At 63.7% G+C, this 16,442-nt stretch carries 16 protein-coding genes; 6 read left to right on the top strand and 10 right to left on the bottom strand.

What is annotated here, in order from left to right:
• The first annotated feature begins 140 nt into the window (after positions 1-140).
• The 4 genes from ACIGGF_RS10900 to ACIGGF_RS10885 all read left to right on the top strand — a co-directional run bounded on the left by ACIGGF_RS10900 (position 141) and on the right by ACIGGF_RS10885 (position 4,633).
• Entirely contained in the window at positions 141-1,187 is a 1,047-nt protein-coding gene (locus ACIGGF_RS10900) for an ABC transporter substrate-binding protein (RefSeq protein ID WP_222092076.1), read from the top strand.
• A gap of 65 nt (positions 1,188-1,252) precedes the next feature.
• Positions 1,253-2,251, top strand: a complete 999-nt coding sequence (locus ACIGGF_RS10895; RefSeq protein WP_397521335.1) for a FecCD family ABC transporter permease — start codon at positions 1,253-1,255, stop codon at positions 2,249-2,251.
• A complete protein-coding gene (locus ACIGGF_RS10890; protein WP_397521334.1) occupies positions 2,248-3,069 on the top strand; it encodes an ABC transporter ATP-binding protein in 822 nt (273 codons plus the stop codon). Before ACIGGF_RS10895 ends, ACIGGF_RS10890 begins: the two co-directional genes overlap by 4 nt.
• A gap of 28 nt (positions 3,070-3,097) precedes the next feature.
• Positions 3,098-4,633 (top strand): YdiU family protein, encoded by a 1,536-nt coding sequence (locus ACIGGF_RS10885; protein ID WP_397521333.1) that lies wholly within the window; start codon positions 3,098-3,100, stop codon positions 4,631-4,633.
• Between the two features lie 19 nt (positions 4,634-4,652).
• Here ACIGGF_RS10885 and ACIGGF_RS10880 read toward each other — a convergent pair whose 3' ends face one another.
• The 4 genes from ACIGGF_RS10880 to ACIGGF_RS10865 all read right to left on the bottom strand — a co-directional run bounded on the left by ACIGGF_RS10880 (position 4,653) and on the right by ACIGGF_RS10865 (position 8,052).
• Positions 4,653-5,099 (bottom strand): VOC family protein, encoded by a 447-nt coding sequence (locus ACIGGF_RS10880; RefSeq protein ID WP_397521332.1) that lies wholly within the window; start codon positions 5,097-5,099, stop codon positions 4,653-4,655.
• Between the two features lie 24 nt (positions 5,100-5,123).
• Complete coding sequence (locus ACIGGF_RS10875; protein ID WP_397521331.1) at positions 5,124-6,470, bottom strand: acyl-CoA dehydrogenase family protein; 1,347 nt, start codon at positions 6,468-6,470, stop codon at positions 5,124-5,126.
• A gap of 141 nt (positions 6,471-6,611) precedes the next feature.
• Positions 6,612-7,523 (bottom strand): manganese catalase family protein, encoded by a 912-nt coding sequence (locus ACIGGF_RS10870; protein WP_397521330.1) that lies wholly within the window; start codon positions 7,521-7,523, stop codon positions 6,612-6,614.
• A 136-nt stretch (positions 7,524-7,659) separates the two neighbouring features.
• Complete coding sequence (locus ACIGGF_RS10865) at positions 7,660-8,052, bottom strand: STAS domain-containing protein (protein WP_397521329.1); 393 nt, start codon at positions 8,050-8,052, stop codon at positions 7,660-7,662.
• A 283-nt stretch (positions 8,053-8,335) separates the two neighbouring features.
• Between ACIGGF_RS10865 and ACIGGF_RS10860 the strand changes: the two genes are divergently transcribed.
• Positions 8,336-9,211 carry an ANTAR domain-containing protein gene (locus tag ACIGGF_RS10860; RefSeq protein WP_397521328.1) on the top strand — a complete coding sequence of 292 codons (876 nt, stop codon included), beginning with the start codon at positions 8,336-8,338 and terminating at the stop codon, positions 9,209-9,211.
• Positions 9,212-9,528: 317 nt separating this feature from the next.
• On the top strand, positions 9,529-9,963 hold the full coding sequence (locus tag ACIGGF_RS10855) for an STAS domain-containing protein (protein WP_397521327.1): 435 nt from the start codon (positions 9,529-9,531) through the stop codon (positions 9,961-9,963).
• 78 nt (positions 9,964-10,041) lie between these two features.
• On the opposite strand, the gene nadE is transcribed toward ACIGGF_RS10855, so the two are convergent.
• The 6 genes from nadE to ACIGGF_RS10825 form a co-directional block, all read right to left on the bottom strand.
• Positions 10,042-10,902 carry an ammonia-dependent NAD(+) synthetase gene (gene nadE / locus ACIGGF_RS10850; protein ID WP_397521326.1) on the bottom strand — a complete coding sequence of 287 codons (861 nt, stop codon included), beginning with the start codon at positions 10,900-10,902 and terminating at the stop codon, positions 10,042-10,044.
• Positions 10,903-10,935: 33 nt separating this feature from the next.
• Positions 10,936-11,445 (bottom strand): CinA family protein, encoded by a 510-nt coding sequence (locus tag ACIGGF_RS10845; RefSeq protein ID WP_397521325.1) that lies wholly within the window; start codon positions 11,443-11,445, stop codon positions 10,936-10,938.
• 228 nt (positions 11,446-11,673) lie between these two features.
• Positions 11,674-13,899 carry a catalase/peroxidase HPI gene (gene katG, locus ACIGGF_RS10840; protein ID WP_397521324.1) on the bottom strand — a complete coding sequence of 742 codons (2,226 nt, stop codon included), beginning with the start codon at positions 13,897-13,899 and terminating at the stop codon, positions 11,674-11,676.
• Entirely contained in the window at positions 13,896-14,369 is a 474-nt protein-coding gene (locus ACIGGF_RS10835; protein ID WP_397521323.1) for a Fur family transcriptional regulator, read from the bottom strand. Before ACIGGF_RS10835 ends, katG begins: the two co-directional genes overlap by 4 nt.
• A 78-nt stretch (positions 14,370-14,447) precedes the next feature.
• Positions 14,448-15,215 carry an ANTAR domain-containing protein gene (locus ACIGGF_RS10830; RefSeq protein ID WP_397521322.1) on the bottom strand — a complete coding sequence of 256 codons (768 nt, stop codon included), beginning with the start codon at positions 15,213-15,215 and terminating at the stop codon, positions 14,448-14,450.
• Positions 15,216-15,411: 196 nt separating this feature from the next.
• A complete protein-coding gene (locus ACIGGF_RS10825; RefSeq protein ID WP_397521321.1) occupies positions 15,412-16,170 on the bottom strand; it encodes an ANTAR domain-containing protein in 759 nt (252 codons plus the stop codon).
• Between the last annotated feature and the right edge of the window lie 272 nt (positions 16,171-16,442).

Raw genomic sequence — 16,442 nt, 5'->3', positions numbered from 1 at the left:
ACTTCGGACCCGATCGGATCCCACGATTTCCGTCGGAGCTACCCAAAGGTTAGCCTGTGCTCACACGTACCTCACGTACGGTGCGCCGTCGGGAACATCCCGGTGGCTCAGTGCTGTCTGAAGCAGAAGGACATCCTCGAGTGCTCAACGTTCGTCGCCGCGCCGGCATCCTTACCACCGCGATCGCCCTGGCCGGATCGCTGGTCGCTTGTGGGTCCTCGGAGGAGGTTCCCGACGCGGTTTCCGACGCCACCGCCGGTGGGACGTCCTACCCCCTGACGATCGAGAACTGCGGCGAGTCGGTGACGTTCGCCTCGGCACCGCAGCGAACGGTGTCGCTGGATCAGGACGCCACCGAAATTCTTCTCTCACTCGGCGTGCAGGATCGCCTGGTGGGCACCGCGTCGTGGACGGATCCGGTCCGGGAAAACCTCGCCGAGGCGAACGCGTCGGTTCCCCGACTCGCCGACAACGCACCTACCTACGAGGTGGTGCTGGATACCGAACCCGACTTCGTCACCGCGTCGTTCGGACGGCATTACGAGCAGGGCGGCGTTGCCGAGCGGTCTCGTTTCACGGAAACCGGCGCTGCGACCTATCTGTCACCCACCGATTGCGACGCCGGTCGCAGCGTGAACGCTGGCAACACTCGCACCCAGACCCTGACCATGGATTCGCTGTACCAGGAAATCACCGAGCTGGCGGCCATCTTCGATGTGAACGAGCGCGGTGCCGAGTTCGTCGAGGAACTGAAGAACCGCATGGCCGACGCTACCGCCAAGACTGCGAACTCCGATGTCTCCGTAGCTTTCTGGTTCGCGGACACCAAGAGTCCCTTCTTCGCAGGCGAACGTGGTGCGCCCGGTCTACTGGCCGATCTGGTCGGAATGCCGAACGCATTTCCGGAGATCGACGATGACTGGTCCGCCGTCGGGTGGGAGACAGTGGTGGACAAAGACCCCACAGTGCTCGTCCTCGGAGATCTGGCTCGAAACCGGTTCCCCGGCGACCTACTCGCCGACAAGATCGCGTTCCTCGAATCCGACCCCGTCACCAGCACCATGGCAGCTGTGCGCGACAAGCGCTACATCTCCCTTCACGGTGCCGAGATGAACCCGTCCATCCGACTGGTCGACGGTGTCGAGAAGATGCTGGCTGGCTTGAGCGATCTCGGGCTCTCGTCCTGATCACCACCGCAGTCCGCCGCCCTACCGTCGATCGCTCGCCGTCCTCCCGTCATCTGTGGCGGTGGGTGCTGGCAGCGATCGCCGGAATCGCACTGTGCGTGGCGTCGGTTCTCGTCGCCATCACCCTGGGGCCGGCCAACATTTCGCTGGTCAACGTCCGAGACGTGGTGCTCAACAATCTCGGCGTCACCGATGTGCCGGTGAAGATCTCGAAGAACGCGATCATCTGGGAAGAGCGGCTTCCTCGGGCACTCGTCGCTGCGGCCAGTGGCGTCGGACTCGGCATCTGCGGAGTCATCATGCAATCGCTACTGCGTAATCCGTTGGCAGATCCCTTCGTGCTCGGGGTCTCGTCCGGTGCATCGACGGGTGCAGTGGTGGTCGGTGTCCTGGGTGTCGGAGGTGCCGCCCTCGGCCTGTCCGGCGGAGCGTTCATCGGCGCACTCGTCGCATTCGCACTGGTGCTGTTCCTAGCGCGGATGTCCGGCAGCGGAACCGACCACATCATCCTCGCCGGAGTCGCGACCACTCAATTGTTCTCGGCACTGACTTCTTTCGTGATCTTCGCGTTCGCGGACTCCGACGAAACCCGCGGAGTGATGTTCTGGCTGCTCGGATCGTTCGAGGGTGTGCGGTGGAACGACGTCGTGCTCTGTGTGACCGTGGCCGGCATCGGCGCAGTGGTGTGTTGCTACTACGCCTACGTATTGGATGCGTTCGCGTTCGGCAACTCGGTCGCGTCCTCGCTCGGCTTCGATGTCAAGAAGGTGCGCCTGGCCCTGCTCGTCGGCACGGCCCTGATCACCGCGACGTTGGTCAGCGTGGCCGGGGCGATCGGTTTCGTCGGACTCATCCTGCCGCACGCCGCGCGGCTGCTGGTGGGCCCCAACCACAGTCGACTCGTACCGGCCACCGCGATCGTCGGTGCCGTCTTCATGGTGTGGGTCGACGCCATCTCCCGAGTCGCGTTTGCCCCAACGCCACTTCCGGTCGGCGTCGGTACGGCACTCGTCGGAGTCCCGGCCTTCATCGCGATCATGGCTCGTAGAAGGGGAACTCGATGACACTGCACGCGTCGAACGTGTCGTGGAAGCGCGGCGGTGTCATGGTGGTCGACGGGGTGACCCTGCATCCGAGTCCCGGCCGCATGGTGGGACTGTTGGGGCCCAACGGTTCCGGCAAATCCTCGTTGCTGCACCTGATGGCCGGGGCGGTGACACCCACTGCCGGTGTCGTCGAACTCGACGGCACCGAACTGGCGTCCCTCAAACGCAAACACGTCGCCCGCGCCGTTGCCGTCGTCGGTCAGCATGCCCATACCGACGTCGACGTGACGGTCCGCGACGTCGTGCAGCTCGGACGCATACCGCACCGCGGGGCATTCGGTGGCACCGATGCCGACGAGGATGCAGTCGACGACGCGCTCGCACAGACCGGGCTGACGGACAAGTCGAATCGTCTGTGGCGCACGCTGTCCGGCGGTGAGCAGCAGCGGACGCACATCGCCCGCGCTCTCGCTCAGCAGCCTCGAGAGATGTTGTTGGACGAGCCCACCAACCACCTCGACATCCATCACCAGCTCGAGCTGCTGGCACTCGTCGCCCGTCTTCCGATCACCAGCATCGTTGCGCTGCACGACCTGAACCTGGCCGCGATGTTCTGCGACGAGGTGCTGGTGCTGAAGGCCGGAAAGGTCGTCGCCGGCGGTACTCCAGCGGCCGTACTGACCGAGGAACTCATCGCCGACGTCTACGAGGTGCGGGCCCGAGTGTCCGTCGACGGCGACGACGGACGCGTACACATCAGATTCGACGCGGCTGCCGGGTACGAGTTCGGCAGAGACGACCGAGCGCGCGGAACGCGGGCACTACTGCACCCGTGATCCGGGGCGGGCGAGTCGGTGTGCAGGGTTGAGGACGGCACCCGGTGGCTACCCTCGAACCATGAGTGGATCCCCGACAGACTCGGCAGCAACCACCACAGATGTGCCCGCATTCGGGTTCGAGTCGACCTTCGTCGACGACGTTCCCGGCGTCACGGTGCCGTGGCAGGGTGCCCACGCGCCGGATCCGCGAGTGCTGATACTCAACGATCGGCTGGCTCGGTCGCTTGCGCTGGACCCGGCGTCCCTGCGCGGCCCAGGCGGTGCGGGCGTGCTGTCCGGGTCCGTTCCTCCGCCGGGCACCGCCACCGCGGCGATGGCCTACGCGGGTCATCAATTCGGGAACTTCGTCCCGCTGCTGGGGGACGGACGAGCTCTGCTGCTCGGCGAGCTTCACGACGACCAGGGCCGTCGAGTCGATCTGCATCTCAAAGGATCCGGCGCGACACCGTTCTCACGAGGTGGTGACGGCCGCGCCGTGGTCGGAGCCATGCTGCGTGAGTATCTGATCAGCGAGGCCATGCACGCGCTGAACATTCCCACCACCCGCTCGCTGGCTGTCGTCACCACCGGGGAACAGGTCGTCCGAGAGGGAGGTCCACAACCCGGTGCCGTCCTTGCCAGAGTCGCGTCGAGCCATCTACGCGTGGGCACCTTCGAGTTCGCAGCTCGACGGGAGGGGCTCACGCAGCCCCTCGCGGACTACGCGATCGCTCGCCACTACCCCGCCTTCGTCGATCTTCCGGCCGAAGACCGCTACCTAGCCTTCTTCGAGGCCGTCGTCGAGGCCCAGGCGTCTCTCGTCGCGCAGTGGATGTCGGTCGGGTTCGTCCACGGTGTGATGAACACCGACAACACGACGATCTCCGGCGAGACCATCGACTACGGGCCCTGCGCATTTCTCGACGCCTACGATCCCGCAACGGTATTCAGCTCGATCGACCACGGCGGACGCTACGCCTACGGCAACCAACCGGCGGTACTCGGGTGGAACCTGGCACGCTTCGGTGAAACCCTTCTGCCGCTGGTGCATTCGACGCCCGATACCGCCATCACCGCTCTCACCGCCGTGCTCGACACGTTCGGAGAACGCTACCTCCGGCACTATTCGGCAGTGATGGCCGAAAAACTGGGTCTGAACGGGAGCTCTGGAGACGAGGCACTGATCAGTGACCTGCACCGGCTACTTACCGACCATCGCGCCGACTGGACCCTGACCTTCCGCGCCCTCGCCGACCACCTCCGCGGACACACGTCCTCTTTCGACTCCCTCGTTCCGCCCGACGCGTCGGCGAATTGGCTTGAGCGTTGGCGCACTGCGGTGTCCACTCGGGACGCTCGTACGGTCGCCGACGATATGGATCGCGTCAATCCGGTCTACATTCCGCGGAATCACGTGGTCGACGCTGCCCTGAAAGCCGCGACCGACGGCGATCTCGAACCTTTCGACCAGCTGCTCGCGGTCGTCACGTCACCGTTCGATCGACGGAACGACCGGTCGAACTACGCTTCACCTGCGCCCGAGAACTTCAGCGCCGGATTCCAAACCTTCTGTGGGACCTGACTTCCTGGGTGATCGGTTGTCACTGCGGCGGCTCCATGAATTCGATCGTCTCGCCATGCGGACCCACCGCGTACATCACCCGGGTACCAGCCTTGGCCCCGCCGGCAATAGGTTGAGGAGTTCCCTGCGCCGTCCACCCGAAGTCCGCGATGCGCGTCAGGACCGCGTCGATGTTGTCGACCTCGAAGGCAAGATGCGCGAAACCAGGATCGTAGGGTCGAGAGGACCCCTGCTCTCCCTGGACGTTGCGATATTCCAGCAGTTCGATCGTCTGACCCGCAACGGATACCACCGCCATGCGGACTGCAGCACCGTGCGCTCCGGTGACCTCTCCCAGAAACTCTCCACCCATCTCACCGGTACGTTCGAGGACCGCGCCGAGACCATCGATCCAGAACCGAAGGGCGTCATCGAGGGAACCGACGGAGAAGCCGACGTGGTCGGAGCGAAGGATTCTGAACGACATGCCAGGACCCTACGCCTGGCATGTTCACGAACTGCGCTTCTGTTCGGCTCTGATCAGTCCGCCGCCGACGATCAATCGTTGTATTTCGCTGGTCCCCTCGTACAGCCGCAGCAGTCGCACGTCCCGGTAGATACGCTCGACCGGCACCTCACGCATGTATCCGGCACCGCCGTGGATCTGGACGGCGAGATCGGCCACCCTACCCACCATTTCGGTACAGAACAGTTTCACCGCGGACGGCGCGATACGCCGATCGGTCCCCTCCACCCACGCACGGGCAGCCTCACGCACCATCGCCCGGCCCGCCATGACACCGACCTGCTGATCGGCGATCATGGCCTGCACCAGCTGAAAATTACCGATCGGCTCACCGCCCTGAGTGGACGCCGCAGCGTGCGACACCGATTCGTCCAGTGCACGCTGCGCCTGACCGACAGCCAGCGCCGCGATATGCACCCGCCCCCGCGCCAACGACGTCATCGCCGCCTTGTAGCCGATATCGATCATGGGTCGTTCCGAAGGCTCCACTCCTGCCTGAATGGGTCGTTCCGCAGGCTCCACTCCTGCCTCAATGGGTCGTTCCGCAGGCTCCACTCCTGCCTCAATGGGTCGTTCCGCAGGCTCCACTCCTGCCTCAATGGGTCGTTCCGCAGGCTCCACTCCTGCATCGCCGGTACCGCCGACCAACGCATCGGCCTCGACCCGCACGTCGGTGAAGTTCACGTCGGCGGTGCCGGAGCCCTGCTGCCCCATCTTCGCGTCCTTGACGCCCACCTCGATACCGGCGGTGTCGGCGGGAACCAAGAACACGGCGATGCCGTTGCCGCTCTCCGGTTTCGGGTCCAACTTGGCGAAGACGACGAACATGTTCGCACTCGGCGCGTTGGTGATATAGCGCTTGCTGCCGTTGATGACCCACCCGCTGCCATCCACCTTCGCAGTGGTCTTCAAGCCCGCCGGATTGGATCCGGCCCCGTCCTCGGTCAGCGCGAACGAGGCGACAATCTCGCCGGTTGCCATGCCCGGCAACCACTTCGCCTTCTGCGCTTCGGTACCGAAGCCCACCAAGACCTGCCCGGCGATCCCGTTGTTGGTGCCGAACATCGATCGCAACGACAACGAGGTGTACCCGAGCTCCATCGCCAACTCGACGTCCTGAACGAGGTTCAGACCCAATCCGCCCCACTCCTGGGGAATCGCGTACCCGAACAACCCCATCTCGGCGGACTGCTGCCGAAGATCGTCGGGAATCGAATCGGTGTTCATGATCTCGAGTTCCCGCGGCACGACACGCGACCGCACGAAGTGCGAGATCTGCTTCAGCACGTCCGCGAAGACGTCATCCGGTACTTCAGAGGCCATCGTGTCCATAGGACAACTATCGGGTACGCGGTCATCGTTCGTCCACTACCCAGCGGGCCGTACCTCAGGGGCCGGACGTCGATCCCAAGACGCACCGCCCGGCCCGGATGCCACCGAAGTGCTCCGGGCCGCGCGGTGTGACTCTGTCGATCAGGTCTCGTCCGGATCCAGTGCGTCCTTGATCTTGCCGACGACACCCTTTTCCGTGCCGAGTGCGGGCGAAGACGGGTCTCCCTTCGCGCCGTCGTACGTGGCATACAGCTTGGGATCGGGAGCGGGAGCAGATGCTTTGCCGCCCAGCGGTTGTGGATCGGCAAGGAAGCCCATTTGCCGCTTGCCGTCGGGTGCCAGCCGATTCGCCCAACCGCCTGTTGCCGAGAATTCACCGTCCGACAGATGCCACAGATCGGTGGCGTGCTCCGAAGCCTCCTCGTCGAGAAGCGCATTCGGCGCGACGACGTCCTCGACGCCGTCTGCTTGCAGTTCTTCGATTGCCGCCAACCACAGGTTCTGATGGTGAGTATCGCGCGCCAGATTGAATTGCAACATTGCCTTGACGCCCGGATCGTCCGTCATGTTGTACAGACGCGCAGTCTGCAACCGACCCTGCGCCTCGGCAGCGACATTGGCACGGAAATCAGCAAGAAGGTTACCGCTGGCGACGATGTACCGTCCGTTCCACGGGTAGCCGTTCGAGTCGGCAGGAAGCGCTCCCCCTCCTGCCACGATCGCCTGTTGTGGATCCATCCCGCCCATCACGGCCGCGACGACGGGGTCGGCGGCAGCATTCTTGGTCGACTCGGTGGCCGGTGCGCCCTCGAGCAGACGGGCCACCATCGTGGCGAGCATTTCGACATGACCGATCTCTTCGGTGGCAATGTCCATGATCAGATCTTTGTACTTGCCTTCCATGCGACAGTTCCACCCCTGGAACAGGTATTGCATGGTCACCGTCATCTCGCCGTATGCGCCGCCGATGAGTTCCTGAAGCTTGTGCGCATATACCGGGTCTGGCTTCTCGGGCTTGGCATCGAATTGCAGGTAGTCGGTATGACGAAACATGTAGTCTCCACTTCGGTTCGTGATTCCAGCCAGTGACTAGATCCGGCTACCCGACCGATTTCGCGGCAAACACTGTGGGCGAAACAGTTTGAACCCGTAAACAGCTGCGAGGCAACAGATCACCGGGATTGCATTCTCACAGATATGTTCCGTGTAAGGCATCCACGGTTCGCGGATTCGTCCGAGCGGCCATTGCGCTGGAATGGCCAGGGCACTCGATGTGCACATGTTCGGCCAGCGCTCGCATGTACTCGTCGGCCGTGACCGACGGTACGACGGTAAGCCGAAAACCCCGGCACGACACTCGACGCGCCGCAGCCACGATGACGTCGACGGCATCGCTGCCGATGTCGGTGACGTCGGTGAGATCCACGATCGCCGGACGGTCGGCCGCACCGATTGCCGTCAGACAATCCGCCAGAAACCGGGCATTCGTCGGAGGGACCAGTGCACCCCGCACCGAAACTACGATGGGGCCGTCGTCAGGTCTGTCGACCGACAGTGAGAAAGAAGCAGACTCGGACGTCATCGACATCCATCTCCTCGAGGCAGAGACCGAGGATCTCGAAGTATCGGACGCCGCGGCCAGTTGGCGGGCGTCGTCTCCACCCAATCATTGTGCACGATACCTCGACTCGATCGGTTACGCGACGAACCGGCACCCGTCTCGAGTACCGACGGCGTGCTCCGGTCTCTGGCGAACCCCGGTCTCGAGTTCTGTATATTGGGCCCGTTCGGTCGAGTCGGGGCCGGTGAATCACGAGAGCCTGCCTGCGTACGCCGCGGCAGCCCGACCGAAGCGAGCAACGAAGATGAGTGACCTGTCCGGCAGAGACGATGTCGGTCCAGATACGACTGTCGATTACCCACCCACGCCGTCTACCCGGCTCGAGCTCTACACACAGGCGCTGCGGCGCATCAAGAGCAAGATCCTCAGCGGAGCCCACATCGACGTCGTTCTTCAGGCAGTGTGCTCGGAGGTCACGGCCGTGGTACCCGGCGCAGACCTGGTGGGGATAGCCGTGCTCGACGAGTCCGGACGACCGATCACCATTGCATCGACCGACGCCGCCGTCCACTACATCGACTCCGACCAGTACCGCACGGGTGAGGGGCCGTGCCTGGAGGCCGCGGTCAGTGGCCGGATGGTTCGTGCCCAGGCCGATGAAGCGCGCAGACGGTGGCCCCGTTTTGCTGCGGCGGCGGCCGATCAGGGGGTGGACAGCTACCTTGCGGCACCGCTCACCCTCGACGAGAGGCGCTCCGGGTCGCTGAACATCTACGGCGGCGCAGCAGCCGGCTTCGATCACGTCGACGAAGTATCGGTTGGCCTGTTCGCCACGTCGATCGAAACAGCGGTCGCCGTCGCGGAGCGCACTCGAGTGGCCGAACAGGAGATCGACGGACTTCGCACCGCCATGCGAACGAGATCGGACATCGACCAGGCCAAGGGAATCATCATGGCGATGCGTGGCATCTCGGCCGACGACGCATTCGCTCTACTCTCGGAGCAGTCCCAGAACCGGAATGTCAAGGTCAGTGAAATCGCGGCGTCGATGATCGATTCCATTGCCGAACAGACGGTTTCGCCGTCCAACAGCCGTCGTCGTGGCGATCGAACCGACCGACACCCGACCGGCCAGGACTCATTCGGCCACGAGAGCAGACCGCCAGACCTGAAGGACTGAGTGCACCGGACGGCAGGTATGCGGATGCGTTCTCGATTGGGCCGCGAGTCGGGCTCTCCGTTGCTGGAACCGGACAATGCCTTGCCTCGTCGGCGAGGAAGGACGAGTGACGTTGCGTGGCTCCGAAGTTCGCTGGCACAGTTCGTCCGAGTGTGGTTATGATCGCATCAGCGCGGTGTAGCCCTTGCCCGTAGTCGACGTTCGAGGCTCCCGAATTCGTTCCGGTACGGCCCGTGTATTTGTCCGGCCAAGGCATGAAGTCCGAAGCACGTCCGTCGACGTCGATATCACTGCACAGGTAAGGACGGTACTTCGCCATGTACGACAAGCAGCTGCTAGGCCTCGAGATCACCAGTGAGCGGAACGGGGACGCCGTCGTTCTGTACGTTCACGGAGAGGTGGACCTTGCGACGTCCTCCGAGCTTGCGCACCACATCGAACGCGCCTTGACCGAATCGCCGGTAGCCGTCATCGTCGATCTTTCGGGGGTGTCGTTTCTCGCGTCGGTCGGGATGAGCGTACTGGTCTCTGCCCGTCGGAAGGCCTGTTGCTCAACCGCATTGGTGGTGGTGGCGTCAGGGCCCGCAACAACGCGTCCGATGCATCTGGTGGGTCTCGACGCCGCCGTTCCGATCTACACCGATATCGACTCTGCGCTCGAGGCGACGAATTCGGTCCGGTCGACCGAGTCCGATCCGACCTGCCCGGACTGCGATGCGGGCGAGTCACCCGAGAGCGCCTACTCGGCCTGACGGAGCCGAGATACCTGTCGAACCCGAACAACACTGTGACGCAGGCTCTTTCCTGCGTCACAGTGTCAGTAGATGCTGCTACTTGCTGCTGCCGTCGTCGACGGCCGTTCGCCACCACCGATCGTCCGGCCCCACTGGGGTGGTGCGCTTGTGCCGGGTCTTGTCGTACCACCGCTCGATAGTTCTCGCCGCGTCGTCCTCGACCGGCCCGCCCTGCAGGTAGGCGTCGATCTGCGCGTAGGTGACGCCGAGGGCCTGCTCGTCCGGCAGCGCCGGGCGGTCGTCTTCGAGATCGGCGGTCGGTACTTTGCGCCATGTCGACTCCGGCGCGTTCAGTTGCCGGAGAACCTGCGCCCCTTGACTTTTGGTGAGACCGCTCAACGGCGTGACATCGGCACCGCCGTCGCCGAACTTGGTGAAGAAGCCCGTCACCGCCTCGGCTGCGTGATCGGTACCGACCACCAGTAGATTCTCCTGGCCGGCGATCGTGTACTGAGCGATCATCCGTTCACGCGCTTTGATGTTGCCCCGCACGAAGTCGGATATGCGTTCGACACTCAGTGCGGACGCCGCAGCCCGGGCCGACGCGTCGACCGCATCGCGGATGTCGACCGTCACCGTCCGATCCGGCTCGATGAAGTCGAGCGCGACCACCGCATCGGCCTCGTCCTTCTGACTTCCGTAGGGAAGCCGCACCGCGACGAACGATGCGGGCGTGCCGAGATCAGCGGCCTCGCGAACAGCGAGCTGCGCCAACTTTCCCGCCAGCGTGCTGTCCTGTCCGCCGCTGATACCCAGTACGAAGCCCGTCGTTCCACTCACCTTCAGGTAATCGGTGAGAAACGCAACCCGACGGCGGATTTCGTCGTCCGGATCGATGGACGGCCGGACCCCCAGCTCGTCTTGAATCTGTTTTCGGATAGTGGAATCGGTACTCATCGTGCTCTCCGATCTCGAAATAGGAGCGAGGGACTATGCGTGCGCCCGTTTCCTGACGTGACGCAGCAGCGTGTCGAGGGAGAATGCCAGAGTCTGTGCCAGGACTTCCTCCGGTTCGCCCTCGAACTGCTTGCGCTCGGTACTGACCTCACCGCGGTCGTACACGGCGGCCCACACCGTTCCCGGCGGTTGGTCTTCCTGGCTCTGCGGCCCGGCCTCACCGGTGACGGCAACGGTCAGATGCGCCCCGATCAGCGATGCTGTCGACCGCGCCATCGCCGACGCGGCCTCCTCGGTGACGACCGGACCGTCGGGAACGTTCAACAACGTGTGTTTCACGCTTTCGTGGTACGCGACGATGCCGCCGCGGTACCAGTTTCCCGACGACGGTGCCTTGCCGAGCATCGCAGCAAGGTTGCCCGCGGTCAGGGATTCGGCGGTGCCGATGGCAATGCCGTACGTTTCGGCCAACTCGGCGATCTTTCCGCAGACGGAAGCAACGTCCGATTCGGTCGGTAGCCGTTGTTCTGAATCGATGTCCATCACATACTCCGCACATCACTGGTCGAAGATGTTCGCCGGATGTCTTCAGCGAAAAATTCGTACGGTCGCGGAACCGGAGGCTGTAGGGGTTTTCAACCTCCGGCCCCTGACTCGACCGCAATGCCCGAGCACTCACGTCCGAGCTGAAATGTGATTTCCACACACCTACACGATTCAAACAACGCACTTTGCGAACTCGTTGTTGCGCAACCAGTTCATTGGGTGCACTTACCGAGCGTCGAACCGATCGTTGTCTGCCAACTTGGCCCACGCTGCCACGAAATCGTCGACGAACTTGCCGCCGTTGTCTGCTTGCGCGTACACCTCGGACAACGCTCGCAGCTGCGAGTGTGAGCCGAACACCAGGTCGATCGGTGTGGCAGTCCATCTCTGTTCACCGGAGCCGCGGGCCGAGCCGACGTAGATGTCGTCCTCGCCCTTCGTCCATTCGGTGTCGGAATCGAGCAGCTGGACGAAGAAGTCGTTGCTGAGCACTCCGGGACGGTCGGTGAACACTCCGTGGGTCGACCCACCGTGATTGGCCCCCAGCACGCGCAGTCCTCCGGTCAGTACCGTCATTTCGGGCGCGGTCAGATTCAACATGTAGGCGCGATCGAGGAACAGCACCTGCTGCGGAGTCGTCTCTCCGTCCGCAACGTAATTGCGGAACCCATCGGCTCTCGGCTCGAGAACACCGAAGGATTCGACGTCGGTCTGCTCCTGGGTCGCGTCGGTCCGACCAGGCCGGAACGGTACGGTGACGTCGAAACCTGCGTCTCGTGCGGCCTTTTCGACTGCCGCGTTTCCGGCCAGCACGATCGTGTCGGCCAACGAGACCCTCTTGCCGTCCGAGGCCGAGTTCTCGAAGTCCAACCTGATTCCGTCGAGGACCGGAATTACCTCGTCGAGCTCCGTGGGTTCGTTTGCCTCCCAACTCCTCTGCGGCTCGAGTCGCACACGGGCACCATTGGCACCACCGCGGAAATCGGTGACTCTGAAGCTGCTCATGGACGACCAGGCAACACCGATGAGCTGACGGACCGTCAGGCCCGAGTCCAGGATCGCGGACTTCAACGCAGCGGCATCGGCCTCGTCGATCGGCCGGCCTTCCGGTGCCGGCACCGGGTCCTGCCACAGCTGTGGTTCCGGAACCCACGGTCCGAGGTAGCGGGAGACCGGTCCCATGTCGCGGTGCAGCAACTTGTACCACGCCTTGGCGAATGCGTGCGAGAGTTCATCGGGATGCTCGAGCCAACGCCGAGTGATCTTTTCGTACGCCGGGTCGGCACGCATCGAGATGTCGGTGACGAGCATCGTCGGAGCACGTCCTGGGCCGCCGAACGGATCGGGGATGGTGCCCGCACCCGCCCCGTCCTTCGCGGTGAACTGCCATGCCCCGGCCGGGCTCTTGGTGAGCTCCCACTCGTATCCGTACAGGTTTTTCAGGTAGCCGTTCCCCCACTGGGTGGGGGTCTCGGTCCAGACGACCTCGAGGCCGCTGGTGATCTGATCCTCGGCTATGCCCTTGCCGTACCCGTTCTTCCATCCCAGACCCTGTTGCTCGATGGGGGCACCTTCGGGTTCGGGCCCGATCTTGTCGGCCGGACCGGCCCCGTGTGTTTTGCCGAAGCTGTGTCCACCGACGATGAGGGCGGCGGTTTCCTCGTCGTTCATCGCCATCCTCGCGAACGTCTCGCGGATGTCGTGCGCCGCAGCCACCGGGTCCGGCTCTCCCTCGGGCCCTTCGGGATTGACGTAGATCAGACCCATGGTGGTGGCACCGAGCGGCTTGGCGAGCTCCCGCTCACCGGAGTAGCGCTTGTCGGTGCCCAACCATTGATCCTCCGGGCCCCAGAACACCTCCTCCGGTTCCCAGATGTCCTCACGTCCGAAGCCGAAACCGAATGTCTCGAACCCCATCGACTCGAGCGCTGCGTTACCGGCGAACACCAGGAGATCGGCCCATGAGATCTTGTTTCCATACTTCTGTTTGACCGGCCACAGCAGTCGACGCGCCTTGTCGAGATTGGCGTTGTCCGGCCAACTGTTCAGTGGCGCAAAGCGTTGCGCACCTTGTCCCCCACCTCCGCGTCCGTCGTAGGTGCGGTACGTTCCCGCCGCGTGCCAGCTCATCCGGATGAACAGGCCACCGTAGTGGCCGTAGTCGGCCGGCCACCAGTCCTTCGAGGTCGTCATCACCGAAATCACGTCCGCTTTGAGCTCGTCCACGTCGAGCTTCGCGAATTCCGCTCGGTAATCGAAACTCTCGCCGAAGGGGTTCGATTTCGAGGTGTGCGCGTGCAGAATGGACAGGTCGATCTGCTCGGGCCACCAGTCCTTGTTGGTGAGCGGAGCGTGCGCCTTGGGTTTCGGCGATTCGATGACCGGATTTTCGCTCTCGCTGGTGCTGGCGGTCCGGGTGTCGGAGTGGGGTGGGCGAGCGTCGGAGGTCACGAGCGGTCCTTTCCGATGGACGTGTTCTGTGGGCGATCGCGGGTTGCAATCGACTGTGTCGGTGCACAATCGGGGCACACACCCCAAAAGGTCACCTCGGCCTCGTCGAGGACGAAACCATGATCGTGGGCAGGTTGCATACACGGCGGCTCGCCGGTCGCGCAGTCCGCGTCGACGATGACACCGCAAGTGCGACAAACTATGTGGTGATGATTGTCGCCGACCCGCGTTTCGTAGCGGGCCGAATGCCCGGCGAGGCGAATGCGGCGCAGCAGCCCCGATGTCGTCAGCGCCTCCAGTACGTCGTACACGGCCTGCTTGGACACCCCGGGCAGCGTCGCACGTGCTGCACGCAATATTGTCTCGGCGTCCGAATGCGGTTGTGTCGTAACCAAGTCGAACACCAGGACTCGAGGACGAGTAACCCTCAAACCTGCATCACGAATCATGCCGGCGGAATTGCTTGCCATGACTTTCACGATAACCACCCACGGTCGGTTCGTCGATTATTTTTGGAACGAGTCGGGTCTGGAACGGGTCGAGCGCTGTCACGAACGATCGCGCGACGGCACCGATTCGATGATCGAGGCGGCGATGTCGGCAACTTTGATGTTGCGTTGCTGCGACTGAGTCGCCATTATCGCGAACGCCTCGTCGGCGGTGCATCCCCGGAGCGCCATGATGACGCCCTTGGCCTGCTCGATGGCAGCGCGGGTCTTCATCGCCGTGGTCAGACCCTCGACCTCGTCCTCGGCCGAGGTAGCGCGCCGCGAAATCCACACGGCCGCTTCGATAGCCGTGACGAACAGCCTTACGAGTGCCTCGTCGACATCACTGAAGCCGTGGTCGCTGTAGCTGTAGATGTTGAGCGCTCCGAGGTGCTTGTTGTCGACCGTCAACGGCGCGGACAGATAGCTGGCGATTCCGATGTCGGCGACGTTCGACGCGAAGGTGGGCCACCGGTCTGCCGCTTCGCTGACCCGCACGCGCACCATCGTCCGCGTCCGCGCGGCTTCCAGGCACGGCCCCTCGTCCGCACGATACTGATCGGCGTCGACGTCGTGCACTCTGGGATCCGTCGACGCCGTCGTCTCGGGGTGCCGGCCGCATTCCTCGAGAACGGTGATGCCGGCCATGTCTGCGCCGGCGACCGCGGAAACCACTTCCGTGCACACGGCCTGGAGAATGACCGACAGCTCACGCCCTTGGAGCAGCATGACCTTGACTGCGTCGAGCGCATCGGCGTACTCCCCGATCCGGGCAGACATATCCGATCGAACGTGCACCGCACCCTCAGGTATCGAGGTATCCGTCATCGAAGTCGCTCGCTTTCGCCGACCCCAACGCACCGACCGACACGCCCGAGGCAGCTTTGTCTTCGCGGCGCGGGCTCGACCACTGCCAGTCCAATTTACCCCACTTCACGGACCCGGTCAGGTCTTGCGCGGTGTCCGTTCACGGTTTTTCGGCTCGGCTGAGAACATTGGAGACTTTCGGCCGCCGGCCGGAGAATCACGTCTCGGGGCGAAACTCCCGGTCGGCGACGATACGTCGTGCTGTGGATCTGCGTCGTTCGGTGTCGTGACCGGCGACGGTGTCGAAGATGTGCACCGCCTCCTGCTGGGTACAGCCGCGCGACTGGGCGATGATTCCCACGGCGAAGTCGACTGTCGCACGATCTTCGAGAGCCGAGCGGAGTACTTCGGCCTGCCGAGCTGCGGCAAGGTTGTCGCTGTAGTCGGCCATTCCACTGTCGAGGTGCTCGAGCAACGCGAGCAACGCCGGTGAGGTGGAGGAGACGACCACGGTGGTGCGAGAGTCGGTGTACAAATTCAGCGACCCCACCGATTCGTCGTGCCGATGCAGCGGTGCTGCGAAGACCCTCGAGATTCCGCACTGTCTCGAGACTTCCGCGAGCTCCGGCCACAGCCTGCTCATCTCACGTAGGTCCACGTCCACGAAACGATCGGTTCTGGTCGCCAGCAGGCACGGCCCGACGTCCAGCTCGTATTGGCTTCGATCGAAGACCTCGACCCGCTCGTCCGTCGGACCGACTGTCAACGGTGCCGAGGTGTCCAGGACCACGGTGATACCGGCATGATCCGCACCGGCTATGTGCTCGACAGCGAGTTCGGCCACGCGGGTCATTAATTCGACGAGATGGTCCGCGTCGAGCATCGACAGTGCCAGACGAGTGTCGAAGAGGTCGGCCAACACCGGATCGGTCGCACGCAACCCGGACCTGTGGTTGCCGTCTTCGTGATCGACCATGATCGTGCCGCCCAACATCGTGTTACGAAGGAGCCGGCCGGTCGTAGCGGTCTGTGTGGACCGAAGGTCGAGATGAACGCCGTGCTGCTGCAGCTGCGCGATCGGTAACGATCTCGGCTGCGCGCCCCACTGGTGCCGACACTACTCGCGATGTCGGTCTGCGGTGTCGCTCGCACGGGCCCGGGTGCAGCCGATACTCTCAACGGATCAGCGCTTTCGGTGTACGTCGCGTGCACTCGAACGGTTCGAGCAGAAGGAACGCACGACGATGA

It is taken from the genome of Rhodococcus sp. NPDC078407 (genome assembly GCF_044542515.1).
Lineage (GTDB): Bacteria > Actinomycetota > Actinomycetes > Mycobacteriales > Mycobacteriaceae > Rhodococcoides.
This window is presented reverse-complemented; position numbering and strand designations above follow the sequence as displayed.